The 24,261-nt window shown below is 39.2% G+C and carries 22 protein-coding genes and 1 riboswitch; of the genes, 8 read left to right on the top strand and 14 right to left on the bottom strand.

Translation table 11 applies throughout. The annotated features are described in order from the left end of the window. Nucleotides 1-174 precede the first annotated feature (174 nt). Nucleotides 175-447: a Txe/YoeB family addiction module toxin gene (locus DCO56_RS24070; protein ID WP_108636246.1), complete on the bottom strand. Its 273-nt coding sequence runs from the start codon at nt 445-447 to the stop codon at nt 175-177. Continuing rightward, nucleotides 438-644 carry a DUF2683 family protein gene (locus DCO56_RS24065; RefSeq protein WP_108636245.1) on the bottom strand — a complete coding sequence of 69 codons (207 nt, stop codon included), beginning with the start codon at nt 642-644 and terminating at the stop codon, nt 438-440. Before DCO56_RS24065 ends, DCO56_RS24070 begins: the two co-directional genes overlap by 10 nt. A 610-nt stretch (nt 645-1,254) precedes the next feature. On the opposite strand from DCO56_RS24065, the gene DCO56_RS24060 reads away from it, so the two are divergent. Then, nucleotides 1,255-1,884, top strand: a complete 630-nt coding sequence (locus DCO56_RS24060; protein ID WP_108636244.1) for a GIN domain-containing protein — start codon at nt 1,255-1,257, stop codon at nt 1,882-1,884. 11 nt (nt 1,885-1,895) lie between these two features. Further along, nucleotides 1,896-3,137, top strand: a complete 1,242-nt coding sequence (locus tag DCO56_RS24055) for a hypothetical protein (RefSeq protein ID WP_108636243.1) — start codon at nt 1,896-1,898, stop codon at nt 3,135-3,137. Between the two features lie 149 nt (nt 3,138-3,286). Here DCO56_RS24055 and DCO56_RS24050 read toward each other — a convergent pair whose 3' ends face one another. The 6 genes from DCO56_RS24050 to DCO56_RS24025 all read right to left on the bottom strand — a co-directional run bounded on the left by DCO56_RS24050 (nt 3,287) and on the right by DCO56_RS24025 (nt 12,483). Further along, nucleotides 3,287-8,131 carry a DNA repair ATPase gene (locus tag DCO56_RS24050; RefSeq protein ID WP_108636242.1) on the bottom strand — a complete coding sequence of 1,615 codons (4,845 nt, stop codon included), beginning with the start codon at nt 8,129-8,131 and terminating at the stop codon, nt 3,287-3,289. Between the two features lie 104 nt (nt 8,132-8,235). Beyond that, nucleotides 8,236-10,353: a flotillin family protein gene (locus tag DCO56_RS24045; protein ID WP_108636241.1), complete on the bottom strand. Its 2,118-nt coding sequence runs from the start codon at nt 10,351-10,353 to the stop codon at nt 8,236-8,238. Between the two features lie 113 nt (nt 10,354-10,466). Continuing rightward, complete coding sequence (locus DCO56_RS24040; RefSeq protein ID WP_108636240.1) at nt 10,467-11,189, bottom strand: OB-fold-containig protein; 723 nt, start codon at nt 11,187-11,189, stop codon at nt 10,467-10,469. A gap of 11 nt (nt 11,190-11,200) precedes the next feature. Then, nucleotides 11,201-11,395, bottom strand: a complete 195-nt coding sequence (locus DCO56_RS24035) for a DUF4177 domain-containing protein (RefSeq protein ID WP_181390665.1) — start codon at nt 11,393-11,395, stop codon at nt 11,201-11,203. After that, a complete protein-coding gene (locus DCO56_RS24030) occupies nt 11,382-12,089 on the bottom strand; it encodes a PspA/IM30 family protein (RefSeq protein WP_108636238.1) in 708 nt (235 codons plus the stop codon). Before DCO56_RS24030 ends, DCO56_RS24035 begins: the two co-directional genes overlap by 14 nt. Before the next feature lie 4 nt (nt 12,090-12,093). After that, a complete protein-coding gene (locus tag DCO56_RS24025; protein ID WP_108636382.1) occupies nt 12,094-12,483 on the bottom strand; it encodes a YbjN domain-containing protein in 390 nt (129 codons plus the stop codon). A 90-nt stretch (nt 12,484-12,573) separates the two neighbouring features. Here DCO56_RS24025 and DCO56_RS24020 point away from each other — a divergent pair, with 90 nt between their 5' ends. From DCO56_RS24020 to DCO56_RS24015, 3 genes are all read left to right on the top strand, one after another. Beyond that, the gene (locus DCO56_RS24020) at nt 12,574-13,233 is read left to right on the top strand and encodes a helix-turn-helix domain-containing protein (protein WP_108636237.1); all 660 of its coding nucleotides are present in this window, start codon (nt 12,574-12,576) and stop codon (nt 13,231-13,233) included. A gap of 138 nt (nt 13,234-13,371) precedes the next feature. Then, the gene (locus DCO56_RS29925) at nt 13,372-13,503 is read left to right on the top strand and encodes a hypothetical protein (protein ID WP_281259434.1); all 132 of its coding nucleotides are present in this window, start codon (nt 13,372-13,374) and stop codon (nt 13,501-13,503) included. Nucleotides 13,504-13,789: 286 nt separating this feature from the next. Continuing rightward, complete coding sequence (locus tag DCO56_RS24015) at nt 13,790-14,188, top strand: hypothetical protein (protein WP_146191128.1); 399 nt, start codon at nt 13,790-13,792, stop codon at nt 14,186-14,188. A 62-nt stretch (nt 14,189-14,250) separates the two neighbouring features. On the opposite strand, the gene DCO56_RS24010 is transcribed toward DCO56_RS24015, so the two are convergent. Next, nucleotides 14,251-14,646, bottom strand: coding sequence for a single-stranded DNA-binding protein (locus DCO56_RS24010; RefSeq protein WP_108636235.1), 396 nt, complete (start codon nt 14,644-14,646; stop codon nt 14,251-14,253). A 182-nt stretch (nt 14,647-14,828) separates the two neighbouring features. On the opposite strand from DCO56_RS24010, the gene DCO56_RS24005 reads away from it, so the two are divergent. After that, complete coding sequence (locus DCO56_RS24005) at nt 14,829-15,191, top strand: hypothetical protein (protein ID WP_108636234.1); 363 nt, start codon at nt 14,829-14,831, stop codon at nt 15,189-15,191. Nucleotides 15,192-15,345: 154 nt separating this feature from the next. Here DCO56_RS24005 and DCO56_RS24000 read toward each other — a convergent pair whose 3' ends face one another. Beyond that, complete coding sequence (locus DCO56_RS24000; protein ID WP_108636233.1) at nt 15,346-15,927, bottom strand: helix-turn-helix domain-containing protein; 582 nt, start codon at nt 15,925-15,927, stop codon at nt 15,346-15,348. 421 nt (nt 15,928-16,348) lie between these two features. Here DCO56_RS24000 and DCO56_RS23995 point away from each other — a divergent pair, with 421 nt between their 5' ends. Then, on the top strand, nt 16,349-16,855 hold the full coding sequence (locus tag DCO56_RS23995) for a tetratricopeptide repeat protein (RefSeq protein WP_108636232.1): 507 nt from the start codon (nt 16,349-16,351) through the stop codon (nt 16,853-16,855). Nucleotides 16,856-16,947: 92 nt separating this feature from the next. On the opposite strand, the gene metE is transcribed toward DCO56_RS23995, so the two are convergent. The 3 genes from metE to DCO56_RS23980 form a co-directional block, all read right to left on the bottom strand. After that, nucleotides 16,948-19,260 carry a 5-methyltetrahydropteroyltriglutamate--homocysteine S-methyltransferase gene (gene metE, locus DCO56_RS23990; RefSeq protein ID WP_108636231.1) on the bottom strand — a complete coding sequence of 771 codons (2,313 nt, stop codon included), beginning with the start codon at nt 19,258-19,260 and terminating at the stop codon, nt 16,948-16,950. 74 nt (nt 19,261-19,334) lie between these two features. Then, a riboswitch (SAM riboswitch) is annotated at nt 19,335-19,438 on the bottom strand. Nucleotides 19,439-19,590: 152 nt separating this feature from the next. After that, nucleotides 19,591-20,280, bottom strand: a complete 690-nt coding sequence (locus DCO56_RS23985) for a response regulator transcription factor (protein WP_108636230.1) — start codon at nt 20,278-20,280, stop codon at nt 19,591-19,593. A 54-nt stretch (nt 20,281-20,334) separates the two neighbouring features. Continuing rightward, nucleotides 20,335-22,164 (bottom strand): sensor histidine kinase, encoded by a 1,830-nt coding sequence (locus tag DCO56_RS23980; protein WP_108636229.1) that lies wholly within the window; start codon nt 22,162-22,164, stop codon nt 20,335-20,337. A 158-nt stretch (nt 22,165-22,322) separates the two neighbouring features. Between DCO56_RS23980 and DCO56_RS23975 the strand changes: the two genes are divergently transcribed. Further along, nucleotides 22,323-22,646, top strand: a complete 324-nt coding sequence (locus DCO56_RS23975; protein WP_108636228.1) for a hypothetical protein — start codon at nt 22,323-22,325, stop codon at nt 22,644-22,646. 54 nt (nt 22,647-22,700) lie between these two features. Here DCO56_RS23975 and pyk read toward each other — a convergent pair whose 3' ends face one another. Further along, nucleotides 22,701-24,128, bottom strand: coding sequence for a pyruvate kinase (pyk, locus tag DCO56_RS23970; RefSeq protein WP_108636227.1), 1,428 nt, complete (start codon nt 24,126-24,128; stop codon nt 22,701-22,703). Nucleotides 24,129-24,261 lie beyond the last annotated feature (133 nt).

Genomic DNA, 24,261 nt, shown 5'->3' with positions numbered 1-24,261 from the left:
CGTTCCTATTGCAGACACTGTGGAATAATGATATACTGGTGGACTATCTGTTGAGCGACATGTCCTTATACTTTAGCATCAAATATTACTTCAAGTCGGTCTAAAGCCTGTGCATAATCTTCTTCAGTTTTAATAAGTTTTGCTTTCATCCAGTATTTTCGCTGAGTTTATTATCTACAGATAATGGCCTTTAAGAGACTGTATTTCGAGTATTGTTTCTCCATTTTCTTCGTATACTTCATAGATAAGTCTGTGCTCCTGATCTATTCTTCGTGACCACGAGCCGGATAATTCATATTTCAACGCTTCTGGTCTGCCTATACCCTCAAATGGTGTTTCTAATATAGAAAGAATAAGAGTTTGAATCTTCTTCTGGATTATTTTGTTACCTGATTTTTTCCAGAATTTTAAATCTTCTACCGCTTGCGGAGTATAAATTATTTCCATAGATCATCAATGCCGATTTTAGTCCCTTTGCCGTTCTTAACATCAGCTCGGCCATTTTGTATCTTTTTTACAAAATCTGGATTATAGGTACTGCCTTCTACAGTGGTAGTCTCAAATTTCATTTTCAATGCTTTGGCAATTGCCTTGATTGCTTCAAGTTGCTCTTTGTTTTGCGGATGTAAAAGTATTGCTTCCATGATTAAGTCCTTTAAGTTCGTTCTTCTGCTAAATATTTAACCAAAGATCCTTTGCATAAATCTGCTAGTCAACTAGCGTGATCTACCTGTTAAAAAATTACAGCTAGTTAAACTCTTACAAAGATACTAGTTTTAAAACATGCTAACAATTTACAGGTCAATTACCTTATGATATTCTGCTGTTCAAATTCTCTCCATTGACTCTATTCAAGTCAATTGAGAGTGATCGGGTATGTGGTTTTAGTTCTTATACTCCCGAATTGCCTGATTAATACCTTCCAAATTTTCATTGAAGTCCAGTAACTGACCGAATACTTTATCATCTTTAGCCAGTCCACAGTGTTTATTGTTCTTGCGGAAGATTTCTTGTATAAAATATTTATTTAAAAATTTTATAATTGTATAGATTATCTTTATTTTTGTTTTGAAATATCAAATATTAGTGAGTGTCGTACTTCATGGCGCAATTCAGCTTAGTGATATTTCGAAGGAGAGAAAATTATAAACCAATATAAATTTTTAAAATTATGGATCATATATACGAAGGTGCAATCAAACGAAGTTTTGAATCTAAATTTAAGTGTCTATTAGATTTTAGAAGGGAGAATTTATGAATGATTTTAACAGTATTGTCATAAATACCCGTTGTACAGTGATACTTAATTATGGTGATTGTTCTGCATGTACCATTGATGAGAGCGATGAAAAAGTAAACTGGATAAATGTATCTGTAAGGAATGGCGAGTTGACCATTTATACAAAACCTAATTATTACGGGTATTTATTAATGCACGGCTGTTATCCAAAAGTTACGGTAACCTTTAATAAATTAAATGCATTAAAAATGCAGGATAGATGCTTTGTCAAATCAGCAAAACAGCTCATTCTACAACAGCTTGGTATTACTGTAAGAGAGGGACGATTAGAGATCGGAGTAGAAGCTTCTTATATCGATTGTACTGTATTGAAAGGTGGATATGTTAAGATCTATGGAGAAACAATTATTTCTCGGGTTCTAATGTATCATAAAAGTATATATGAGGGAGCAAACTTAACTGCATCTGAGGGCCAGATTCATGTACACGATGAAGGTAAAGCTTCTGTATGTGTTACAGATGAACTGGAATTGGGTATGTATGGACAGGGTAAATTAACCTATCGTGGCGATCCTAAAATGAGAATTCTACAGATTAATAAAGGATCTGCACTCAAGCAGATAAAAACTTCGACAGTTACATAAAAATCAGCATTATGGAAAATCAATATTTAGAAAATCCTGAGGATGAATACGAAATCCCATGGTTTTTAATAGGAGGGGGAATTTTCGAGTCTTTTAAAGATGATACTTTTGAATCCTTTAATGAGAAGTTATGGCATATATTGATCGCTTTAACATCAAAAAATAAAAAAGATGAGGCGGGACGAAAGCAATTAGTTGCGCATCTAGATAAGGTTATATTGATGGTCAAGGGATGTCATTATTTTTTATACCATAAAAAGCGATTAAATTATGAGGATGATTGGATTGATATAAAATGGTATAAAAATCCATATAGGTGCAGTAAGAAGTATCGCTCAAAAGAGGACAAAAAACTCAATCATCATCTAGCCCATTTTGAATACCCATTTACAAAACTCTCCCGAAAAGAGATCCAAAACTTTCCAAAGGCCTTTAAGAATTTTTTTTCGAAAATGGATCTTTCCGCTTGGCTCAATCTCCTCGGAGATTGGAAGAGCTGTTTACTGAATGACGAAAGCTTATTTCAGTGCATGGTAGATTACACCCCACTAGAAACGTATGAACAATTGTTAAAACTGCATGAGGCATGCATTGTAGCATATCATTGGGCTGAAATTGATTATCCTCCACCCAATAAGCATTTAATTATAAATTATTTGTCGTCCGATTATGCCGATGGCTATCGCAGTGCAAGTCCCTATGAACGTATTGAACAAGTTTTTTATGATAATAATTACACAGATCTTCGTGATAGTATCTTAAGTCTATATCCACTAAATCCTTCTGAAAATAAACCGTCCAAAATAGAGACCGATGATCTACGATATACATTAAGATGGTTGTTGGAGACTGGTTGGTTACTGTTGCAAACAGACTATTTTCCGGAGGACTGGTTGGATCCGGATGCGGCTGACTTTTTACGATGTCCAGTCCCTGAGCGAAAATTAAGTTTCTGGAAACCAAAGTCGCTGAGTAATAAAGAACAGGGGAATCTGAAAAAAATATTATCTAAATTATACTATGGAATTCATTTACAAGATGAGATCTATATGGTAGAGTGGCGAATCATTTTTCAATATGAGCGTGGATGGTCGGCAGGAATGGGGGAAGAAGGGCTAGAAATCCGTAATCGACTACTAAAAATCCTCGATATTTTAACATTGATTGTATTGGATTTATGCAGGCGTAGGACAAAACCCGAAGGTATTTGCTACCCACCGGAGAAAACTGAGAAAGTTGAAGAAAAAGAATGATGATACTATCATTTGATACTATCAAAAATCATCATTAATCAGGTCTAAATTAGCTAAAGCTTAAAAAAAAGTTGATAGTAATCGTATCAAAACACTGCTATCCCAATTGAACGGACTAGAAAAGTCAGCTGGGATAGCAGTAGAAAATCTTAGTTCTTATAATCCCGAATTGCCTGAATAATACCTTCCAGATTTTCATTGAAGTCCAGTAGCTGACCGAAGACTTTATCGTCTTTGGCCAGTCCACCGTGTTTATTGTTCTTGCGGAAGATTTCTTTGATGGCTTCCCAACGTTCCTGCTCGACAGGGTTCAGTAGTCCGGCAAGCTCTTTTAGTTTTAAGAGATTGCTTTCGGTATCCGCTGTCAATGTCTGCGATTCGCTCTCATAGTGTGCGAGAAGAACCTGATCAATTTCCTGCTCATTCATCATCGGTACCACCTGTGCAACCAGCTTGCTCATATTCCGATACGATCCCTGCATTTTAAATGGAGGTTCGGTACGGTAATTATCCTGCATAGCCGCGCTCTGGATATAATTTTGATTAACCTTGATCACCACATTTCTGATTTTCAGTACATGGCGCAGCACGGCGATAAAGTCATCAATATCCTGTTTCAGGTAGTTGCCCTCTAAATCCGGCAGTTGATCCATAACAGACTGTGCATAATTGACTAGGGCGTAGAAGTCGTTAAATGATTTGCTTGCAATCTTTTCGAGGTAACTGTTTTCAATGGCCGCATTTTCAATCAAACTGAGGTTGAATAATGCTTCGGTATCACCGATCACATCACCGAGATTGTACACATCGGCCCGGTTGGCAAGCATGTCGGGAATCTGAAACTTAGAGCCGCTCTCTGTGTATGGATTTCCGGCCATCACGATGCAAAAGCGCTTGCCACGGAGGTCATAGGTCTTGCTCTCGCCCTCAAAGATGCCATCAATCTTACGTTGACCGTCGGCAAGGGAGATAAATTTCTGTAAAAACTCCGGATTTAAGTGTTGGATATCATCCAGATACAGCATGACATTGTCAGCCATCTCAAATGCAAGATTGATCTTTTTGAGCTCCTCCCGTTCTCCGGATGTTTTCGCTTCAATTGGATCAATGGATGTAATCGAATGACCAATGGTCGGGCCATTGATTTTGACGAAATGTAAGCCCATAGTTTTGGCAAGATATTCCATTAAGGTGGTCTTACCGTAACCCGGAGGCGAGATCAACAGAAGCATTCCCATACGCGCCGTACGCTTGTTGTCGCCAGCGGCTCCCAGCTGTTTGGCGAGGTTATTTCCGATTAATGGGAAGTAAACTTCATTGATCAGCTTATTACGTACAAAGGAAGTCAGTACTTTGGGCTCAAACTCACCGATCTTTAGTTCTTTAGCATAAGACTTCGCAAGCTGTTCTTTCAATGTGGAGAAAGCCACAAAACGCGGTACATTATAATCCGTGAATTGCGCCAGACGTGCTAAAAATTCATGATATTGGATATGCTCCTCCCCGTTGTTGAGGATTGTATGGTTGCCTTTTAATCCGCTGATATGTGCTTGGTCTTTGGCTATAATTAAGTGATATGCTTGCGTCGGATAAAGCAACATGATCGCTGCTTCCTCAATATATTTACGTAGCGTAAGATATTCCGGATGCTCATCAACGAAGGAGTTGAGCCAGTTTAAAGTCAGGTAAAAGCGATCTACCACGCTAAATTGTTCGTTCTGAATATCCGCTTCAAAAAGCTTATGGCTTTTCTTGGATTCCAGCAGTCGAGTAAAAGCCTTTTTCAGTTCATCGGATTGTTCACTGACGACAAAGGTATTGTAACGCGTAAAGGTCTGGAAAAGGTAAGTTGCCAAGTCACGGTCATGAAGGGCGGCGCGATCCAAATGTGTCTCCCAGGCATTGAACAACTTGCTGAGTTCATCAATGACGGATTGGTAACGATTTGAATTTGGAAACGTTTTCAATATCGTGTAAGTCGAGTGTATCAGCGCCAGCTGTTTTGCACGCTGATCATCAGAAAGCGATTGCCAAAATAGCTGAGCCATCGTGCGCAAAGAAGGATCATAGCGAAGCAGATCCAGTTTGCTATCGAGCTGTTTTATCGTATCATAGATCAATAGCGCATCCACATTGTGAACTCCTTTGACATAGCCTTCCGAATAACTTTGCTCCACGGTCTGCGTGATGAACAGTGCAGCATCAAAATCTTGTTGTCCTTTCGAAGCCAGGAATGCTTTGTATGCAAGATATTCTGCACGATAGACCTCCTTATTTTCGGATACAAGTTCCTGATCCCAGATATCCTGAAACCTGTTGATCTCCTCGGCCGGCACTTTTTGATAGAAGCTTGTACCTGTCAGGTGGAAATAGAGCTCGTCGTTTCTGCGCAACAGGGTTAAACTGAGGGATTGGTTATTGACGGCGAATTTGTGTTTACCAAGAGCGATGATATTCTCCCCGTCTACAAAGAGGTCATTTTTATCCCGTAACACCCGTAAGGCATCTTCCTGTGATTTCTTTAATAGATTTTCAAGGTTTTCGGCTTTTGAGACATCCTGCAGCGTTTTTAGCTCCTGTACCAACTGCCTGATCTTGTCGATCATCAGATCCGAGGCAAAAAAGCTGAGGATCTCTTCCCGCGTTGCAAATGTCTTGGATTTGTTCTCAATGTTCTTTAATACACGAAGACCGATCTGCTCGAGCGAGGATGTACGCTTGTTGATCTGTTCAACGATTTGTTCCCTGCGGGAATTAAAAGCCTTGATCACCTCATCACGTTTGTCCGCGATCTTGAGCGCAAAATCTTCAAATTCAGAAAATTTACTTTCAAGTTCCTCCAGCTGAACGATAACTTTTGTGTAATATTCGTCTACCTTTTCGGTTGTCGTCGACAGTTCAAGGTAGTTGGTCACGGATTGCTCCAACAGGGTCAGCTGTGCAGAGAATTCGGCTATTGCTTCTGTACTCTTTAATGAATTGAGTTTTCGCGTTAGCTGTGCGCGGACTTCATTTAAGGAGGAGAAAATAACCGAAATTTTCTCAATGATTTTGGTTGTCTGCGTGGAGTCGTCAATTTTTAAACTATTGAGGATATCAATCAATAGTTCCAATTCACCTGAAATGGCCAAATTGGCTTCCTCGATTGCCTTGGCATCGTATACCTTCACTATGGCATCCACATTTTTCTTTTGCTGTTCTACCTTTTGTTCGTAAGGAAGCAGAGCTTCATCACGTAGGAGAAAAGCAATGGTTTTTTCGGCCAGCCCAGAAGTGATACTCTGTAGTTTTTCCAATAGGCTATCTATCCTGACCGTATCAATATATTTTACATTTTTAAGGTCGATGATTTCACCCTGAAGACGACGGGAGTCGGCCAATTGATGGACGAGCTGATCGAGTTTGTCTACAACGGTACTATTGATGGAGAAGGTGAGTTCTTCCATCTTCTTTTCTGCTGCTAGATTTAATTCTGCGGCATGTTTGCGTTGGGCCTGTACTTTGATAAATTCATCAATAGCGGTATTGGCGACTTCCTTGATCTGTGTTAATGGCTGGCCAAGATTTGATAAGGCGTCATCTTTTATCCAAAAATAGGAATCCAATAATACCGTGGACTTTTTGAGGATATCTTCGTATAAACCTTCGTAGCTGTCCTCTTTGTTGATCAGCTGTATGACCTCCTGTGCCTCGGCCATTGCCTGCACGATCTGTTTATTGCCTACCTTATAGAGGGGATCATCTTTCTTTTGCTCATTTTCTTTGAGCATGGCCATATAAGGTGTTTCCCAGATCTGCACCTGATGGTGTCTGGTGGCTTCTGCCTCGGTGCGGAAATAAATTAAACTACCATCTTTGAACAGGGTAAATCCGTTGCAGATAATCGGAGTCTCGACATGCTGCTGAATGATGTTATATGACAGTAGGATATAGGTATTGGTTTCCTCCTGACAGAATATATATAGAAAATCCTCACCATTGGGGGAGGCTATTCTACGAAGGAACGATACCTGCTCAAACTGGGCGTCAAAAACTTTGTTTGTGCCATTTTGTAAATAGTAGCCATTGGAGAAAATAATCCCCTGATTGTCCGGTAACAGTATTGCTGATTCATTCAGTGATTTGAGGTTGATTACTTCCTTCGTCCGTTGGTTATAGACAAAGGCCCTGAAATCTTCCTGGTAAGGTTTGATGCGTACCGCAATAAGATTGCCGAGATCCGCGTAGTAATAATCGGCATCGTCTAATTGTTGGTCAGCATTAACCACTTTTTCGGAATAGATCCCTTTACCACTGTCTGTATTGTTTTCGATCTTGAAGGTGATGTCGCCATTGATCGCCTCAATAAAGATCTTATCCATAATGGATATATGGGGATACTTACCGAGCCGACGGTCTTCAAGCGTGGTTTTCGTCCAGTCAAATTCAAATTGGTTGGGCAATTTGACTTCGTGGATGCTGCGGTCATCCTGATACTGGAGCTTACCATCTTTGATTAACCATTTGAATGCTTTAAGGTCAGCAGGATTTTTGCTGGTCTGAAAGATCATGTACAAATAGTTCTCCGTCCTACGAAATTTGGAGAATATGGAGTCCCTATAGTATTTATATAGATTTTGGTAATCTGAAATAAAATTTTGATCGTTGATCAGGTCGAGGGACTGCGGAATAAATTGATTATTCTCAAATGCATAAACACTGAAAACATCTTCCAGCTTGATCTCGGTACGCAGTCCAAAATGCACGTTATACCCAAAAATACATTGATTATCCAAGGCCAGAATACCGCGGGCAACACAGTTATTTTCTGTGGTGATCCGTTGATTGGCTTTGAGGACAAAACTCGTCGAATTAAAGACTTCTTTACGGGCTTCATTCAACTGTTGGAGCTTGGTCGCGAGTTCTTCTTTTTGTGTAAGAAGCCGCTTTCGGATAATCTCATATGCACCTTGGTCAAGGCTGTCGTTCTGATTTATTACGTTTTCTTCTGGCATAAAATGAGCTTTCTCTACTGGATTATTGTGACAAAATCAATTTTAACTACCCGCAGGAGCCATTTTGAAATGGTCTTGCGGATAATTAGTAAGCTTAAGATGTCTTAAGACAGCTTCTTGTTGGAAATGCCTAAGTTTTTTGCTAATCCAAATAAGGAATTGATAAAACCGGCATCTTCACCGTTTTCGGCATCTGTGGCTGCCTGTTGCAGTTTGATCAGCGCCGCAGAAACTGTTAAGTTCTTGATATCATTGGATGAGATACCATATTTATCTGCCAGTCCACGTACTTTTTCGGCGAGATCACCTTTCCCGTCTGGGCCCAATAGTGAATTTTTGATATCAGTGGCATGTTTCGAATTGTCGATCAGATGGTCAAAACCTTTGGCATTGGACACCTGACGTACAATGTTTTCGAAGAACATGGTTTCACCACCGACGATGTCTATCTTCGCTGTTTTAAGCGCTTCGGACAATACCCCCGCCTGTGCTTGTGCAATATCTTTTTGGATATTGATCTGTGCAAGTTCGATGTCACGTTCTTTCTGTAACTGTAATTTGAACTCTTCGTGGTCTTTACCCACACCATCCAGTTTTTTCATAGCTTCGGCTTTCTCTTCGATACCTTTTGCCTCCGCAAGTGCCTTTTCACGGACAACTTCCGCCTGTGCTAAACCTTCTTTGCGCATGGCTTCGGCTTTCTTCTCAATAACATTTGCCTGTACAGTACCTTGCTTCTCTTCGGCTTCGGCTTTTGCGACCATTACTTCGGCTTCCGATAAACCTATTGCAGCTTCTTCTTTCGCCTGAGCTTCAGCTATGATCTTACGGCTTTCGGCCTCTTTGAGTGACGCCTCTTTTTTCGCTTCGGCGTCTATCAATAATTCCTGAGCACGTTTTTCTGCAATCTTACGCGCCGCTTCGGCGTCAATCACTTTTTTCTCAGCCTCTTGTTCTGCCGCAATTTTTGCTGCTTCAGCCGCTTTCACCGTAGAAATTAATTTTTCTTCTGCTTCTTGTGATGCTGCAATAACACCTGCTTGTTTCTTCCGTTCTACTTCACGGAATACTTCAATATCTTTGACACCTTGTTGCTCTTCGATAACGCCTTTTTCCAATTGGACGCGTTCTTTGATTACTCCTTGAATACTTTTCTTCTCGGTCTCAATCGAACGCTCTTTGTCAATCTGAGCCAAGGTGACGATACGCTCACGTTCGGTTTGTTCCAATGCGCGGTCTTTCTCTACGCGTTCGGCTTCCACAGCATCGGTACGTTGCTTGTTCTTCTCGGCAATGATAATTTGGCGTAGTTTATTTTCTTCTTGTACTGCCAGCTGCTCTTCGGTGGAAATACGGACGCTTTCATATTTCAGGCGCTCTTCTTCACGTACCTTAGCGATCTCTGCTTCCTCGCGGGCCTTGATATTATCAATTTCACGTTTTTGTTTTTCTTCTTTTTCGGCAAGTTGACGATCCAGTTCTAAAATTGCCTCCCGTGCTTCTACGTTTTGTTTTTTGATTAATTTCTCTTCGTCACGACGGATAAAGTTGGCATTGATATTTTGTTTTGCTGTCAGCTCGGTGATTTTCTTAATACCTTCACTATCCAGGATGTTGCTGGGATTTAAATGTTCGATATCTGTTTGTTCCAGGTAGTCGATCGCACAGTCATCAAGGATATAACCGTTCAGGTCTGTACCAATGATATTGAGGATTTCATCACGGAACTCACGACGTGCTTCATAGAGTTCGATAAAGTCGAATTTTTTACCTACGGTTTTTAAAGCTTCAGAAAATTTAGATTCAAAGATGCTCTTTAGAGTTTCGGGTTCGCTGGCACGGTCGCATCCCAAATTCTGAGCAACGTTGATCACATCGTCCACATTTTTGTTGACACGAACAAAGAATGCCACCTTGATATCTGCGCGGATATTGTCTTTACAGATCAGTCCTTCGCTCTGCATACGGGCGATTTCAATTTTTTTGATGGAAATGTCCATGATCTCCATCTTGTGGAAAACCGGGACGACATACATACCCTTGTTGAAGGCAACTTTCGTTCCGCCGACACCTGTTCGGACAATTGCCTTTCCCTGCGGGATCTTTTTGTAGAATGCACTCAGTACAACAAAGAATGCAAAGATTAGAAAAACAGCTAAACCGACAATCAGCAATATAATTCCGTTTAAGCCGCTTAAAAATAAAAGAGGTTGATATAGCATATTGATTAGTATTTATTTAGATTTTAGATATGAGTATTTGGATTTTAGTTGCGCAAGCCTACGGCTTACCGATCAAGTCTTAATCCTTGCTCCTTGTTCTTTTTTATTTTCGATTAAATATTGTCAATGGTGATTTCCTTGGTGACATAATAATATTTTTTGTCTTTGGATTCGTCCACAATAATGACATCATCGCCATAGCCGATTTTCTCGCCATTATGACTTACGACATTGAGACGAATTGGATCTTGTTGGATAATAAATTCAGCAGAACCTATTTTTTTACCCTCAATACTTGCGCGCATTTTACCCATGCGGCCGAGGAAATCATGGCTCTCTTCGCCATTATAGCCAATATTTTTGAACATTCTTGCTAAGGGTTTGGTCAGAAAATGCATTAAAAAGAACGTAACGATAAAAACCGGAACCAGGATCAATACCGATTTTATTCCCCAGGATGCGACGTCAATATACAATGAAGATACAATGGTGATCACCCAGCCAACGAATTTAAACATGGTCACAATAAGCATAATGGGCACTTTTCCGACATTGATATAATCCATTGCCTTGGCAAAGAAACCCGGTTCGGTATGCGTATCGGAGTCTGTATGATGATGTGGATGATCTGGTCCATCGGTATCAATATCATGTGAGCCATCGACGTCACTTACATCAGGTGTAGGATGTAGATCCACGTCGGCATCCGCGTCAAATAGATGCACGCCATCGCCCATGAGAAACATAAATAACCAATACACTACAGACAGGCCTGTCAGGACAGTCATGATGCCATTTGACAATGGGTTGAATAAGATATTGATTAATTCTGTCATCGTATTTTCTTTTAAATTTTTTCTCTTTTGAAGGTATAATGAAATGACCAGGAATTACCATTCATTTCAAGGTCCTGCATCGCGACCAGCTCCCAGCCCTGATCACCGAGGTCGTTCAGAATCTTGTCGATTTTGTCCGAGTCCAATTTGGTTCCCCAGAAGCCTTGGGGTTCAATTTTGATTGTTTTATACTCAAATTTCCGCATCGCCATTCAATTTTCGTTTTAATTCTTCCAGTTCACTGTTTACAGCGTCCGAACCACCTATGGATTCATTGATCTCATCCACCTTGCTTCTATTACCTGTTGCGATTTCACCATAGGCTTTCGCTAATGCTTCGTCCTCTTCGACTTTTTCTTTCATGCGTTCCAACATGGAAATCGTGCTGTTGGAATCAATGTTGGCCAGTTGCCGGTTGACCATTTTAGCTGCATTGGAAACCTTGACCCGTGCTTTCAAAGTTGATAATTCGCTTTCCCATTTAGCGATATTGAATTTAAGTATATCCACATTTTTATGCAATTCCTCTGCGGAACTCTGATGAATTGCTGCCTGTTTATCCAGTTCGGTAGCTTCAATCAACAATTGCTTTTTCAGTAATAGGGCCTCTTTGGCCAGGCTTTCTGCTTTTTCGGCAGAAAGTTCTCCTTTTTGTGCTTTCTGCAACAATAAAATGGCCTTGCTTTCAAATTCATTGGCTTCTTCCTTTTTCTTTTCACAGTTATTCTGCGTGCGTATCGCTAGCGCTTTTACTTTTGCATAAGCCTCTAACGATTGTTCCAGGTCTTCTTTCATCTCACGGATACCTTGCTCCGTCATTTTGATGGGGTCCTCCATTTTGTCCACTACAGCGTGGATCTCTGCCTGACCGATTCTGAAAATTCTCTTAAAAATATTCATTATTCTATAATTTTGAAAAACTTATTAACTGATTATAATATTCACTGATCAAAAGACTAAGTGAATTGATGGCTGCATCAAATTCATTCTGATCCAGATTATGTATCTGCAAAGTATATCGGAATATGACCTTTCTGCCATCCTCCGTCAAGGCAAATCCGCCATGGATGATATCTCTATTTTTTATGAGCAACGATCTAAACATGTCCATATTCTCGTTGTTGATGGTAAATAGATACTGCTCGAAAATTACAATGGGATGTGCTATACCCACAATGAGGTTGCGAATACCATCATCTTCGTTTTCGATGACAAAGACGCCTTCTTTTTCATCCTTATGGGTAATGTTATAACCGATGTTGGCGATATAATTTTCAATTTTTGAGAAGTACATAATCAAGTTTTTTATATATTGCACATATTCTTTGCATAAAGATAGTGAATTGCAAAAATATTTTGCAAGAAAAAATTAATTTTTTTTAAAATGAGTAACGTCGGGAATAATATAAAAAAGCTGAGAAAGGTGAAAGGATTGAGTCAGCAGGCTTTTGGAGATGTTTTTAATCTTACTAGGGGGAATATTTCATCTTACGAAGAGATGCGTGCCGAACCAAAAATAGAGATTGTCCTAAAGATTGCAAATTATTTTGGCATTCCTGTGCAACATCTGATTGAAAAAAATCTTTCTGTTAATGAGATTCTCAATTTTAACGATTATTTTCAGCCTGATACGCCTGCAGTAGGGGGGAAGCGATTGGCACAGGTCCCGCTATTGGAACGTGAAGCGCTGTTAGATGCTTGTACTTATGTGTCAAAATTAAATGAACTGCCGGTCATCGAGTTTCCGTTGCAGAGCCGCAATCGTTTTATTGCGGTGGAGTATATGGATGCTTTACCGGTACCCGTTGATTTCGCTGTATCAGCACAATCAATTCTATTTTTTGAAGAAATTGACATTGAAAGCTTGCATACGCTAAACAATGCCTTCGGCCTATGTTTTTCAGCCGAGGAATTCTTTATTGGAAAATATACCTTAGCAGAGCAGGAAATAAGCTTGGTTTTAAACGCATGGAAGAAAGTCGACTTTGAATTGGCCGAGAAGGGAAATTTTTGGAAACTGTATGGTAAATTCGAAAGGATATAAGTCGAGATTGGAGGCAAAAAGTAAACACGAGCTCATTTGTACCGATGAGATTGAACAATATACCGCCGAAGACAGGATGAACCGAGCGATTGAGCTCACGGATACCTTAAAGTACAAATTTAATGAGTCAACGAGCTCATGAATACCATTGAAAATAGAGACTTTATGAATAATGCCTTAAAGGGAGACTGCAAGAATATTCAGATCATGGATATCGTTTCCGGGGAGTATCTCGCTTTGGAGACTATGCGAGGCCAGTATGGTGATTAATGCCATGGTTTTGTTACAATCGACAACTGTTTTTTCATCAGATATTTTTAATGTAAACGCATGGTAAAGAGAAAAACGGAGGTTTTTTAATATTTATTTGTTTTTGAAAAAAAATAAATTTGGATTATAAAATAAAATAATCCAAATTTAAGTTGGTAAATAATTTTAATTTATTATAAACTTATTCGTTTCATGAAACCATCATGCTTTATTCAACCTCTCTGAGCGATGAATAAATTTGATCGCTTCATCACAATTTAAAAACAAATTTATACAAATGAAAAAAATGGTATTATCTGCAGCAATTGCTGCACTTTTCCTTGTTTCTTGTAATAATGCAGATAGCAAAAAAGTAGAAACAAAGGATACGGTCACAACGACTGATACACAAGGTGGTGTTGCCCAGACAACAACGACAGAGACAACAACGACTACTGAAGTGCCAAAGTTTAGTTCTCCGGAAGCACAACAGTTGGCAGACGATTACACAAAATATGTGAACGAATATGTTGCTGCTGCTAAAAGCGGAGATGCAACTAAAATTCAGGAGTTAGCCGGAAAACAACAGGAGTGGGCTACAAAAACTGCTACCGCTCTTACTAAATTAACTCCGGAAGATGCGAAGCTATGGTCGGAGTATGCTCAAAAGCTAGCAGCAGAGTTAACTGCTAGTGCAGCGAAATAGTTTTTGATAAAAAATAAAAAGTAGGGCTTTGTATAAAAGTCCTACTTTTTTTCGGTCTTAAATCAGAATGGAAGATCTTCTTCATCCTCCTCTTGTGGTACCGGAATATCCTCGTTTGCGCAGTTTTGATCGGATAGAATCAAAAAGCTGTCAACTTTGATTTCAGTAATATATCTTTTCGTTCCATCAGCATTTTCGTAGTTACGATAGGTTAGTTTCCCTTCAACCATCAATTTGGTCCCGCGGCTACATTTCCTTTCAATGGTATTGTTTTGCTTGCCCCATACGACAAGTGTATGCCATTGTACCTCCTCTACCCATTCTCCCGCTTTGTTTTTGAAAAGATCATTTGTGGCAAGTCGTAAAATAGCGTAATTTACCCCGGTTGAAGTGGTTTTGATTACAGGATCATTTCCTAAATGACCAATTAATTGTACTTTGTTACGTAATCTGCTCATTTTGTCTAATTTTTAAATGTTTCTAATAATTCTTATTTTAGTTACTGGCCATAACAATTGATGTGGAATGACCTTGAGCAAAGATGAAAAGGAGAAAGAATAATAATCGTCTGTTTACCATTTGTATTCGACTATAGTCGGTTGTAACCGTTTGTTGTCGTTTAACTTTCATATTGAACACTATGGAAAAAGTCTGTTTGGAATGTGGGAAAAATATACGGGGAAGATCGGATAAGCGCTTTTGCGATGACTCCTGTCGAAATGCTTACAACAATAAATTGAATAGTGATCAGACCAATCTGATCCGTAATGTGAATAATATATTGCGTAAAAACCGGCGTATTTTGGCGGATGTGCTGGAAGGGGAGGAGAAGGGTATGACAAAGGTCCTGCGCGAAAAATTAAAAAGACTGGGATTTGATTTCAAATTCCACACGCATACATTTGTCAATAATAAAGGCCAGGTTTATAACTTTATCTATGAAATGGGATATCTCACATTGGAAAATGAGTGGATATTGGTTGTTCAAAAAAAGCCATTATAAAATTTTACAACAATTTCTCCTTAATGTCCCCGCTTTCCCTCTTATCTCTAATGGGAAATGTTCTTCTGATTTTATAAAACCTATTCATATAGCTGTATTTTCAGCTTGCTCTTATCGTGAATTCTGATTCGAGTAAACTGAATACTAGTTATTTTTAATTTACATCGGATCCTTTAATTCTAAAATAGTTTACTGCTGTGAAGATGATAATTACGGCATAATAGCACATTGGGATGAGCAGAAAAAGCCAGCCTGTAAAAATATAATTTAAAGACGAGGGCAGTTGAATATGAAAAAATTTTGCTGTAAGGAGATAGCCTATAAAGGCTCCGAGAAATAAAAGACCGGAGGCATGTATGATGATGATCTTTTTTAGATGCTTGCTGTATTGGGCATCTTTATTCTGCTTCGTGTAGCCCATAATGGCCGGGACCAATAAACCCAATAAGGGGTTGACCAGAAATGTTAGAGAAGCCAGATAAAGAGCCTTTATGCTTCCACTTTGGTTTTTGTCGATACTGATTTGATTTACATTTGGCATAATTAAATGTTCTAAAGGAATTTCTAAAATCTGACTGATTTGTCTTAAACTGAAACCACTGATCTCTTCAGTCCCCTTTTCGATTCGTTGTACTGTTCTTAAAGATAGGCCGGCTTGATTGGCGAGATCCTGTTGTGTCAGTCCTTTGCGCTTTCTAGATTGTTTGATGAGTTGATTTACTGTTTGACTTTCCATGACACGAAAATGGCTAAAACGGTGTTGATTTTAAAAAAAACGATATGACAATAATATGCCAATGATATAACATGTTTGTAAGTTGTTAATAATCAAATATTTTTTAATCTGATAAATATTTTGAATCTTTGCAACACAATCAGGTATTAATATAAAATAAAAAAACGGAAGAATATGTTTGCTATACTAAAAACCCCAGCTTCGTCCTCAAAGAAGAGTCTTGGGCATATTCTCCGGAATACCGCACTCTCCTAATCTTCTTTTCCGGACCAATTTTCGGCGCTTGAATACAGCATCGGATCGTGATGTATGTGTCGCCAGGAGATCATTTGAGATGATCTAACCGATAAAGGAAATGACATCTGTGTGGCTGGTCGTAGTCGCAGGAGGTCTAATACTCATGTAATGTTGAAAAAAAACAATGAATTCAGTGAATAAATATGTCCTTCAGGCTCTGGATAATTATCCATATTATCTGGAGGATACGTTAGAATCCTTATCCTATGCCTTGTCATACGATGAATCCAATACCATGGCGTTGTGTTTAATGGGTAGGGTTTATGCGGAGCAACTTTTTGATTATGAGCAGGCAAAGAAATATTTTCAGGAGGCTTTAAGCCATAATGTGCATGCTTTGGAAGTGTACCCCTATTTTATACAGACCTTGATCGACATGGGCGATTACGAAGCAGCAAAGAAAACCATCAAATATGCATTGACATTGCCCGGGATGTCCCTGACAGTGATCTGGATTAAGAAGGTGTTGCTGCTTGAGAAATTAAAGAAATACAAAAAGGCTTTAAAAATCCTCAAAATGGCTAAGTTGGATAACCTGGACAGCGATCTGTCCACGGTCATAAAGTCTGTCGAAGATCGGATTAAAGGAAAACAGGAAATGACCAAGACAATCAAAAAGCGAGGTAAATAACTGACGAAGATGCTTGATTTCGGATAAAATACTCAAAAAAATAAGCCCAAGATGAATTCTCATCTTGGGCTCTTATCAATATAGTTTAAGAATTATTCTGCTCTTAAGATTTTCGCAGCATCAACCATTGATTCTAAAGCAGCTTTAGTTTCAGGCCAAGCGCGTGTCTTCAAGCCACAGTCTGGGTTAACCCAAAGTTGCTCCGCAGGAACTACTGCTTTTGCTTTGCGCAATAAGTCTACCATCTCATCTTTGCTTGGTACACGTGGTGAGTGAATATCATATACACCTGGACCGATATCGTTCGGGTATTTGAAATCACCGGCAAATGCATTCAATAATTTCATTTGTGAACGGGAAGTCTCAATTGTGATTACGTCTGCATCCATTGCTGCGATATCTTCGATCACATTGTTGAACTCAGAGTAACACATGTGTGTGTGGATCTGTGTATCATCCTCTACATTGGATGAAGATACACGGAAAGCACGAACTGCCCAGTTCAAGTAATCTTTTTGATCAGCTTTGCGTAATGGTAAGCCTTCACGGATTGCTGGTTCATCAATCTGGATGATTTTGATTCCTGCTTTTTCCAAAGCTTGTACTTCATCCAGGATGGCCAATGCGATTTGGTAAGTTGTTGTCGAACGTGGTTGATCGTTACGTACGAAAGACCATTGTAAGATGGTAACTGGACCAGTTAACATCCCTTTAACCGGACGGTTAGTCAATGATTGAGCGTAAGAAGACCAACGTACAGTCATGTCTTGTGGACGATAAACATCTCCGTAGATAATTGGAGGTTTCACACAACGGGAACCGTAGGATTGTACCCAACCGTTCTGAGTGAATGCATATCCCGCCAATTGCTCACCGAAGTATTCAACCATGTCATTGCGTTCGAACTCGCCGTGAACCAATACGTCGATATCCAATTGTTCTTGAAGACGGATTGTGTTTTCGGTTTCTTCGGCAATTGCTTTATCGTATTCTTCTTGTGTAATCGCTCCTTTTTTCAAATCAGCTCTCCATTTACGTACATCTTTCGTTTGTGGGAATGAACCGATCGTTGTTGTAGGGAATGCTGGCAAGTTGAACTTCGCTTGTTGTGCTGCTTTACGGTCAGCAAATACTGATGTACGTTTTGCATCATCATCAGTGATATTGCTCGTACGTGTTTTAACTTCTGGTTTGTGGATCAATGGAGAAGTACGACGGCTTTCAGCAGCAGCTTTGTTTGCTTCAAAACGTTTTGTCGTTTCTGCATCAACCTCACCGTCAGCTAAGATCGCTAGATCTTTTACCTCTGCTAACTTCTGTTTTGCGAATGCTAACCAGTTTTTAACTTCAGCAGGCAATGATTGCTCATTGTGCTCATTGTCCAAATCAAAAGGAACGTGCAATAATGATGAAGAAGGGGCAACCCAAACGCGGTCTTTTCCTAATGCATCAACCGCTTGTTTGATTTTAACCAATGATTTTTCGTAATCGTTTTTCCAGATGTTACGGCCTTCAACAATACCCAATGATAATGTCAATGAAGCAGGAACTTTAGCCAAAACTGTATCCAATTGGTTTTCACCGCGTACTAAATCCAAATGTAATGCATGGATCGGTAAGTTAACCGCGATATCTTCGTTGTCTTTTAATGCTTCGAAGTAAGTCGTAGCGATTAATTTGATGTTTTTGGCAGCAGCAGCTAATTTCTCAAAAGTAGGTTGGTATAATGCTTTTACTTTTTCGTCTAGATCCAAAGCCAAGAAAGGCTCGTCAATCTGAACATATTGTGCACCAGCTTCTGCCAATTTAGCCAGGATTTGCTCATATACCGGAACCAATTTGTCCAATAGGTCGATACGGTCGAAACCAGCTTCTTTTTCTTTACCGATCAAAAGGTAAGTGATTGGGCCAAGTAAAACTGGTTTTGTCTCAATACCCAATGATTTTGCTTCGTTGTATTCATTTAAGAATTTTTCGGAAGTCAATTTGAACTCTTGATCCTTTGTGAATTCGGGAACCATATAGTGGTAATTGGTATCCAACCACTTGGTCATTTCCATTGCAGTCACGTCAATTCCTTCTTGCTGGAAACCGCGGGCCATAGCAAAATATAAGTCTAAGCTGTAGTTGTTATCAACTTTATTCAATAAAGAATGATAACGAGCAGGAATAGCACCAACAGTAAGGGTTAAATCCAATACTTGATCGTAAAAAGAGAAGTCATTGGAAGGGATCAAATCTATTCCAGCATCTTTTTGTGTTTTCCAATTGCCTTCACGAATTTTTTTTGCTGTGTCCAATAATTCCTCAACAGAAGATTTTTTAGCCCAATAGGCCTCATTGGCTTTTTTCAATTCGCGGAACGCGCCCACACGAGGGTAACCTAAATTGTTAGTCAATAACATAATAATGTTTTTAATATTTCTTTACAACTATATTTCTTGCTAGAGAGAAGGACACACTAGAATTCGGTGACTTCGGCTTATCATTCCCATATCAAGTAGGGTAGAATTTAGCACCTTGTCAAGGGACAGGTTGCTAAGGCTTCATCGGGTCTATTCCCTCTGCCTTTCTCTATAAGCGACGCTAAGTTAGTACATTTTTTTTTGACATGCAAATTTTTTATAAAAGTGCATCTATTTTTTATAATCTACTAAGGATAGAAAAGTTTTATTTCTTTCTTTTCATTGGAAAGCAGGGTGAAATTGTTCAATGGAATCTCACCCGCTATGTTTTTAGCTTACCAGAAGTTTGTACCCTTTCCCGTGCACATTGACAATTTCTACCTTGTTATCTTCTTTTAGATATTTGCGAAGTTTGCTGAGAAATACATCCATACTTCTGCCGGTGAAATAATTGTCGTCATGCCATATTTTTAATAAGGCTTCTTCACGGGTCAATACATCATTCTTTTTTAAACAGAGCAGACGGAGCAACTCGGCCTCTTTTGTTGATAATTTTTGCGTTTGACCCTTGTAGGAGATCTGCTGACTTGTATAATCAAAGAAGTAATCTCCAATTTCAAATTTGTCTGCAACCACTTCATCTTCTTTGTCTCTAACACTACGTTTCAGAAGGGCATTAATCCGAAGCAGTAACTCCTCAACACGGAACGGCTTGGTAATATAATCATCTCCACCTAATTCAAATGCCTCAGTCTTGTCTTCCATCATCCCCTTTGCGGTGGCGAAGATGATCGGTACAGTGCTATTTGTTTTTCTGATTTCACGGCCTACGGTAAAACCGTCTTTTTTAGGCATCATGACATCGAAAATGCATAAGTCGTAATCATTTTTTTTGAATTGGGAAATGGCTTCGTCCCCATCTATACAGAGCGTAACGTCAAATTTTCCCTTTAATTCGAGATAATCCTTTAAAAGATCCCCCAAATTGGGATCATCTTCTGCTAATAATATCTTTTGCATAATGAATCTATTAATTTTCACTAATGTTCCCTGAATATACAAAAAAGGAACGTGTTATTTTTTTATGGGCAAAATTACCTCAAAGGTTGTGCCCTTATCTTTCTCACTTTTTACGGTGATCCTTCCATTGAGCCTTCTCAATATATCCTGGACATAACTGAGGCCTAGGCCAAAACCTTTTACATTGTGGACATTTCCAGTAGGAATGCGATAAAACTGATCGAATATCTTTTGAAGGTGGTCCCGGCTCATCCCGATTCCATTGTCAGCAATGGTGATAACGATGTTGTCGCCGACATTTTTGGAATTGATATTGACATGTAGATCTCCTTTATTGTATTTGATCGCATTATCCAGTAGATTGTAAAAAACATTTGAAAAATGCAGTTCATCCCCGACAACAAGATCTTTTGTCGCCGCTAGGTCAACACTGAACTGTCCGCCGATGTTCTGCATCCGAAGCTGCATACTGTCGGTAACAGCGGCAACAAGGTCGTTGATATGCACATCTTCACGGTCGAGTTTTAAGGTTTCTTTCTCCAGTTTTGCCAAATCCAGTACCCGTTCAATATGATTTCCGAGACGAACATTCTCGTCGTAAATGATATTGGCCAATTTCTGTACACGTTTATGGTCTGCATTGATGTCCGGATCCTTGAGTGATTCGCTGGCGATCATAATCGTAGCCACGGGAGTTTTAAACTCATGTGTCATGTTGTTTATGAAGTCGGTTTTCATTTCAGATACTTTCTTTTGCCTGAAGATAATAATAAGCGTATACGCAAAACATCCGACCAGTAGAAACAGGAGCGCGAGCATGGGCAGTAATAAATAGCCCATGTTGTCCGCAATAATCGCTTTTTTATTCGGAAAATATATTGTCAGTTTTCCCGGCGCAGCACCGATGTCACCCTTAAAAAGAGCAGTTGAGTACTTTGTGGTATTTTTAGGGCTGTTTAATTCGGCTTCATTTAGGATATTGTTCAGCAAGATGTTGCTTGTGCTCCATATTTCGATATTAAACGGCGCTTTGATATCACGTTGTGCCAGTTCTTCTTTTAGGAGTTCCTGAACAATAATAACGTTTAACCGGTCTTTTAGCGGTCTTTTGGCCAGCTCCATCCCGATAGCGACATCTTCGATGTAATCAGCCTTTTTACCGCCGAGCATGGCAACGGAGTCGTAGACATTGAATTCATACCGGGCATTTTGCCGGGATAATTTATTTAATTTTGTTTCAAGTTCGAAAATCTTCCGGGCTAATTTTGGATCTGATCTTGGGGGGAGGACAAATAAATCTCTTCCTATCAATCTTTTGTAATCGTCAAAATGGATAATCAAAAATCGAGTGCTATCATCCTTTGCTTCTATACGCGGAATAGTCTTTGTTGCTGACACAATGACGTCTTCCTGATAATACATGCTATTTGTTGGGGTTTTGATAATATTAATCTCAACGAGATCCTGGTATTGTGGTCTTCTGATATAGGTTTCGTAAAACCAGTTTTCGATATTGACTACATTGGGATAAAGTGCCTTTAATTTGTCTTCTCGTACTTTATATTTTTGATAGACCTGATCTAATTTGCCACGGAGTTCTTCAATTTGAGTTTGGAGCCTAAGCTGTTCAGTTAACTGACGTTGTTTCGCTTGTTCTTGCTTGGATTTTTCGATATTACGCTCCTGTTGTACTTTCGCGAAATCCACGACCTCACGGCGTTCGAGTTTCCCTGCGACAGCCGTAAGCGCGGCATTGACAGATTCATCAAAAAGCTGTGATTTTTGACGATAGGAATCCCGCAGGAAATAGAATTGCATGGCCAATACCCCGATTAGCGCCAAAGACATTAGTCCAATGATTAATACAATACTATTTTTCTTCATTAAATTATATTTTCTTGCCTTCCATCTTCCACTTTACTTGTATTGTTACAAATATAAAGATGCTAACTTGTTTTGAAGCTGTTTTAACAATGTTTAACAGCGATTGCTTTAAATCTTGGTTATGTTGTTGTAAATTAGAAGTTAAAATAGATTATGTTATGAAAGCTTACGTATTATCATTGGCATTATCTTTTACGGTGGGAATTGCCTTTGGCCAAATTAAGCAAAAAGAGTATCGTCCTTTATTACAGGATAAACACTCCAAGATGCCCGTTCTGGGATTAGATACGGCTTCAGCGAAGTATAATATGCCCGTTCAGAAATTCAAAAAGCTGGATAGTCTATCGCCTATGCCGGGGACAGAAAAAATACCCAAGAGAAAAAAATCACAGCGTGACTCATTAAGGTTTAAGCTATTGGAAGATAGTTTAAAAGTGAAAGATTTCAAATTTAAGATAGATTCGCTCTATCCCAAAAAATAAAAAAGAAAGGCATTCGTTTTACCGCGAATGCCTTTCTTTTTTTGATCCTATTTCTTACAGCTGAGAAACACGGATTGTATTTGTTTTACCTTTTTCAATTAACGGTGTAGAGGCTGTGTTAATGATAATTGATCCTGGTGTAACGTAGTTGTTTTTGACGATAAATCTATTGACATCATGGATAGAACCATCTGTACTTTCGAATTTGTCGTAAATGAATGTTTTTACGCCCCAAAGCAAGCTCAATTGTCTCAATAATGTCTGTGTACCTGTAAATACCAAGATGTCTACATTTGGTCTGTAACTTGTAATTTCAAATGCTGTTGCGCCGGAAGATGTCAACACGGCAATTGCTGAGGCATTTGTTTTTTGAGCCAGATAAACTGAAGAGGCACAAATTGCGTCCGGAATAAGCGTTCCGTCGTGTATCTCACTAACTTTCTCATTATAATAAGGATAAGAAGTTTGTTCCACGTGGATAATAATCTTACTCATTGTTTCGATTACGATCTCCGGAAATTCGCCAACTGAAGTCTCTCCACTTAACATCACTGCATCTGCCCCATCCAATACTGAATTGGCAACATCGTTTACTTCAGCACGGGTAGGACGAGGTGTAGTAATCATGCTTTCTAACATTTGAGTAGCGATAATTACAGGTTTTGAAAGGTCTCTACATTTTTGGACAATGATCTTTTGAAGTCCCGGTACCTCTTCCATGGGAAGTTCAACACCAAGGTCTCCACGAGCGACCATGACAGCGTCAGTAGCTTCGATGATAGCATCAATGTTTTCGATCGCTTCTGGTTTCTCTACTTTGGCGATTACGCGCGCATGACTTCCTTTTTCAGCAATGATTTTTTTGCATTGTGCGATATCTTCTGCCGAACGAACGAATGACATGGCAATCCAGTCAGCACCGTGATCCAATGCAAAGTTTAAGTTATCCAAATCTTCCCCAGTCAATGAAGGGATAGATACTTTGGTGTTTGGCAGGTTGACACCTTTACGTGAAGTAAGGACACCTCCATGCACGACTTCACAAGTTACGGTGTCTTTATGGTTGGTCTCTAAAACACGAAGTTGAAGTTTTCCGTCATCAAGTAATATGATTTCGTTTGCTTCAACATCGTTTGGAAAGTTTTCGTATGTAATATAGATTCTGTTTTCATCTCCAATGAGTTCGTGTGTGGTGATTTCAACTTTTGAACCATTGACGAGAACAGCACCACCTTCTTTCATTTTTCCGATCCGAATCTTTGGACCTTGTAAGTCAGCTAAGATGGCAACATTGAATCCGGTTTCATTATTTATTGCATTTATAGTTTCGATTACCTTAAGGTGATCTGCCTGGCTGCCATGAGAGAAATTCAACCGACACACATCAACCCCTTTGGCAATCATGTTGGTCAAAACTTGTTTGTCTGCCGAAGCAGGGCCTAATGTTGCGACAATTTTAGTCCTTTTTTGAACTTTTTCCATCTGTTATTTTGTATTTTTTAATGTTCTTCATTTATGACAACAAACAGCTTGCTGTATTGTTGTCGTTTTGTCAAAACTAAATCGAATTAATTTAGATTTACAGTTAGGTGTATTTGCTACACTAACCTACAGT

It is taken from the genome of Sphingobacterium athyrii, assembly GCF_003071065.1.
In the GTDB taxonomy this organism is placed as follows: Bacteria; Bacteroidota; Bacteroidia; order Sphingobacteriales; family Sphingobacteriaceae; genus Sphingobacterium; species Sphingobacterium athyrii.
Note: the sequence above shows the minus strand (reverse complement) of the source record. Positions and strands in the feature narration are given on the sequence as shown.

What these genes read in the sequence shown, in the direction of transcription:
- DCO56_RS24070 (WP_108636246.1), bottom strand. Translation starts at nt 447, where the DNA reads ATGGAAATAATTTATACTCCGCAAGCGGTAGAAGATTTAAAATTCTGG.
- DCO56_RS24065 (WP_108636245.1), bottom strand. Translation starts at nt 644, where the DNA reads ATGGAAGCAATACTTTTACATCCGCAAAACAAAGAGCAACTTGAAGCA.
- DCO56_RS24060 (WP_108636244.1), top strand. Translation starts at nt 1,255, where the DNA reads ATGAATGATTTTAACAGTATTGTCATAAATACCCGTTGTACAGTGATA.
- DCO56_RS24055 (WP_108636243.1), top strand. Translation starts at nt 1,896, where the DNA reads ATGGAAAATCAATATTTAGAAAATCCTGAGGATGAATACGAAATCCCA.
- DCO56_RS24050 (WP_108636242.1), bottom strand. Translation starts at nt 8,131, where the DNA reads ATGCCAGAAGAAAACGTAATAAATCAGAACGACAGCCTTGACCAAGGT.
- DCO56_RS24045 (WP_108636241.1), bottom strand. Translation starts at nt 10,353, where the DNA reads ATGCTATATCAACCTCTTTTATTTTTAAGCGGCTTAAACGGAATTATA.
- DCO56_RS24040 (WP_108636240.1), bottom strand. Translation starts at nt 11,189, where the DNA reads ATGACAGAATTAATCAATATCTTATTCAACCCATTGTCAAATGGCATC.
- DCO56_RS24035 (WP_181390665.1), bottom strand. Translation starts at nt 11,395, where the DNA reads ATGCGGAAATTTGAGTATAAAACAATCAAAATTGAACCCCAAGGCTTC.
- DCO56_RS24030 (WP_108636238.1), bottom strand. Translation starts at nt 12,089, where the DNA reads ATGAATATTTTTAAGAGAATTTTCAGAATCGGTCAGGCAGAGATCCAC.
- DCO56_RS24025 (WP_108636382.1), bottom strand. Translation starts at nt 12,483, where the DNA reads ATGTACTTCTCAAAAATTGAAAATTATATCGCCAACATCGGTTATAAC.
- DCO56_RS24020 (WP_108636237.1), top strand. Translation starts at nt 12,574, where the DNA reads ATGAGTAACGTCGGGAATAATATAAAAAAGCTGAGAAAGGTGAAAGGA.
- DCO56_RS29925 (WP_281259434.1), top strand. Translation starts at nt 13,372, where the DNA reads ATGAATACCATTGAAAATAGAGACTTTATGAATAATGCCTTAAAGGGA.
- DCO56_RS24015 (WP_146191128.1), top strand. Translation starts at nt 13,790, where the DNA reads ATGGTATTATCTGCAGCAATTGCTGCACTTTTCCTTGTTTCTTGTAAT.
- DCO56_RS24010 (WP_108636235.1), bottom strand. Translation starts at nt 14,646, where the DNA reads ATGAGCAGATTACGTAACAAAGTACAATTAATTGGTCATTTAGGAAAT.
- DCO56_RS24005 (WP_108636234.1), top strand. Translation starts at nt 14,829, where the DNA reads ATGGAAAAAGTCTGTTTGGAATGTGGGAAAAATATACGGGGAAGATCG.
- DCO56_RS24000 (WP_108636233.1), bottom strand. Translation starts at nt 15,927, where the DNA reads ATGGAAAGTCAAACAGTAAATCAACTCATCAAACAATCTAGAAAGCGC.
- DCO56_RS23995 (WP_108636232.1), top strand. Translation starts at nt 16,349, where the DNA reads ATGAATTCAGTGAATAAATATGTCCTTCAGGCTCTGGATAATTATCCA.
- metE (WP_108636231.1), bottom strand. Translation starts at nt 19,260, where the DNA reads ATGTTATTGACTAACAATTTAGGTTACCCTCGTGTGGGCGCGTTCCGC.
- DCO56_RS23985 (WP_108636230.1), bottom strand. Translation starts at nt 20,280, where the DNA reads ATGCAAAAGATATTATTAGCAGAAGATGATCCCAATTTGGGGGATCTT.
- DCO56_RS23980 (WP_108636229.1), bottom strand. Translation starts at nt 22,164, where the DNA reads ATGAAGAAAAATAGTATTGTATTAATCATTGGACTAATGTCTTTGGCG.
- DCO56_RS23975 (WP_108636228.1), top strand. Translation starts at nt 22,323, where the DNA reads ATGAAAGCTTACGTATTATCATTGGCATTATCTTTTACGGTGGGAATT.
- pyk (WP_108636227.1), bottom strand. Translation starts at nt 24,128, where the DNA reads ATGGAAAAAGTTCAAAAAAGGACTAAAATTGTCGCAACATTAGGCCCT.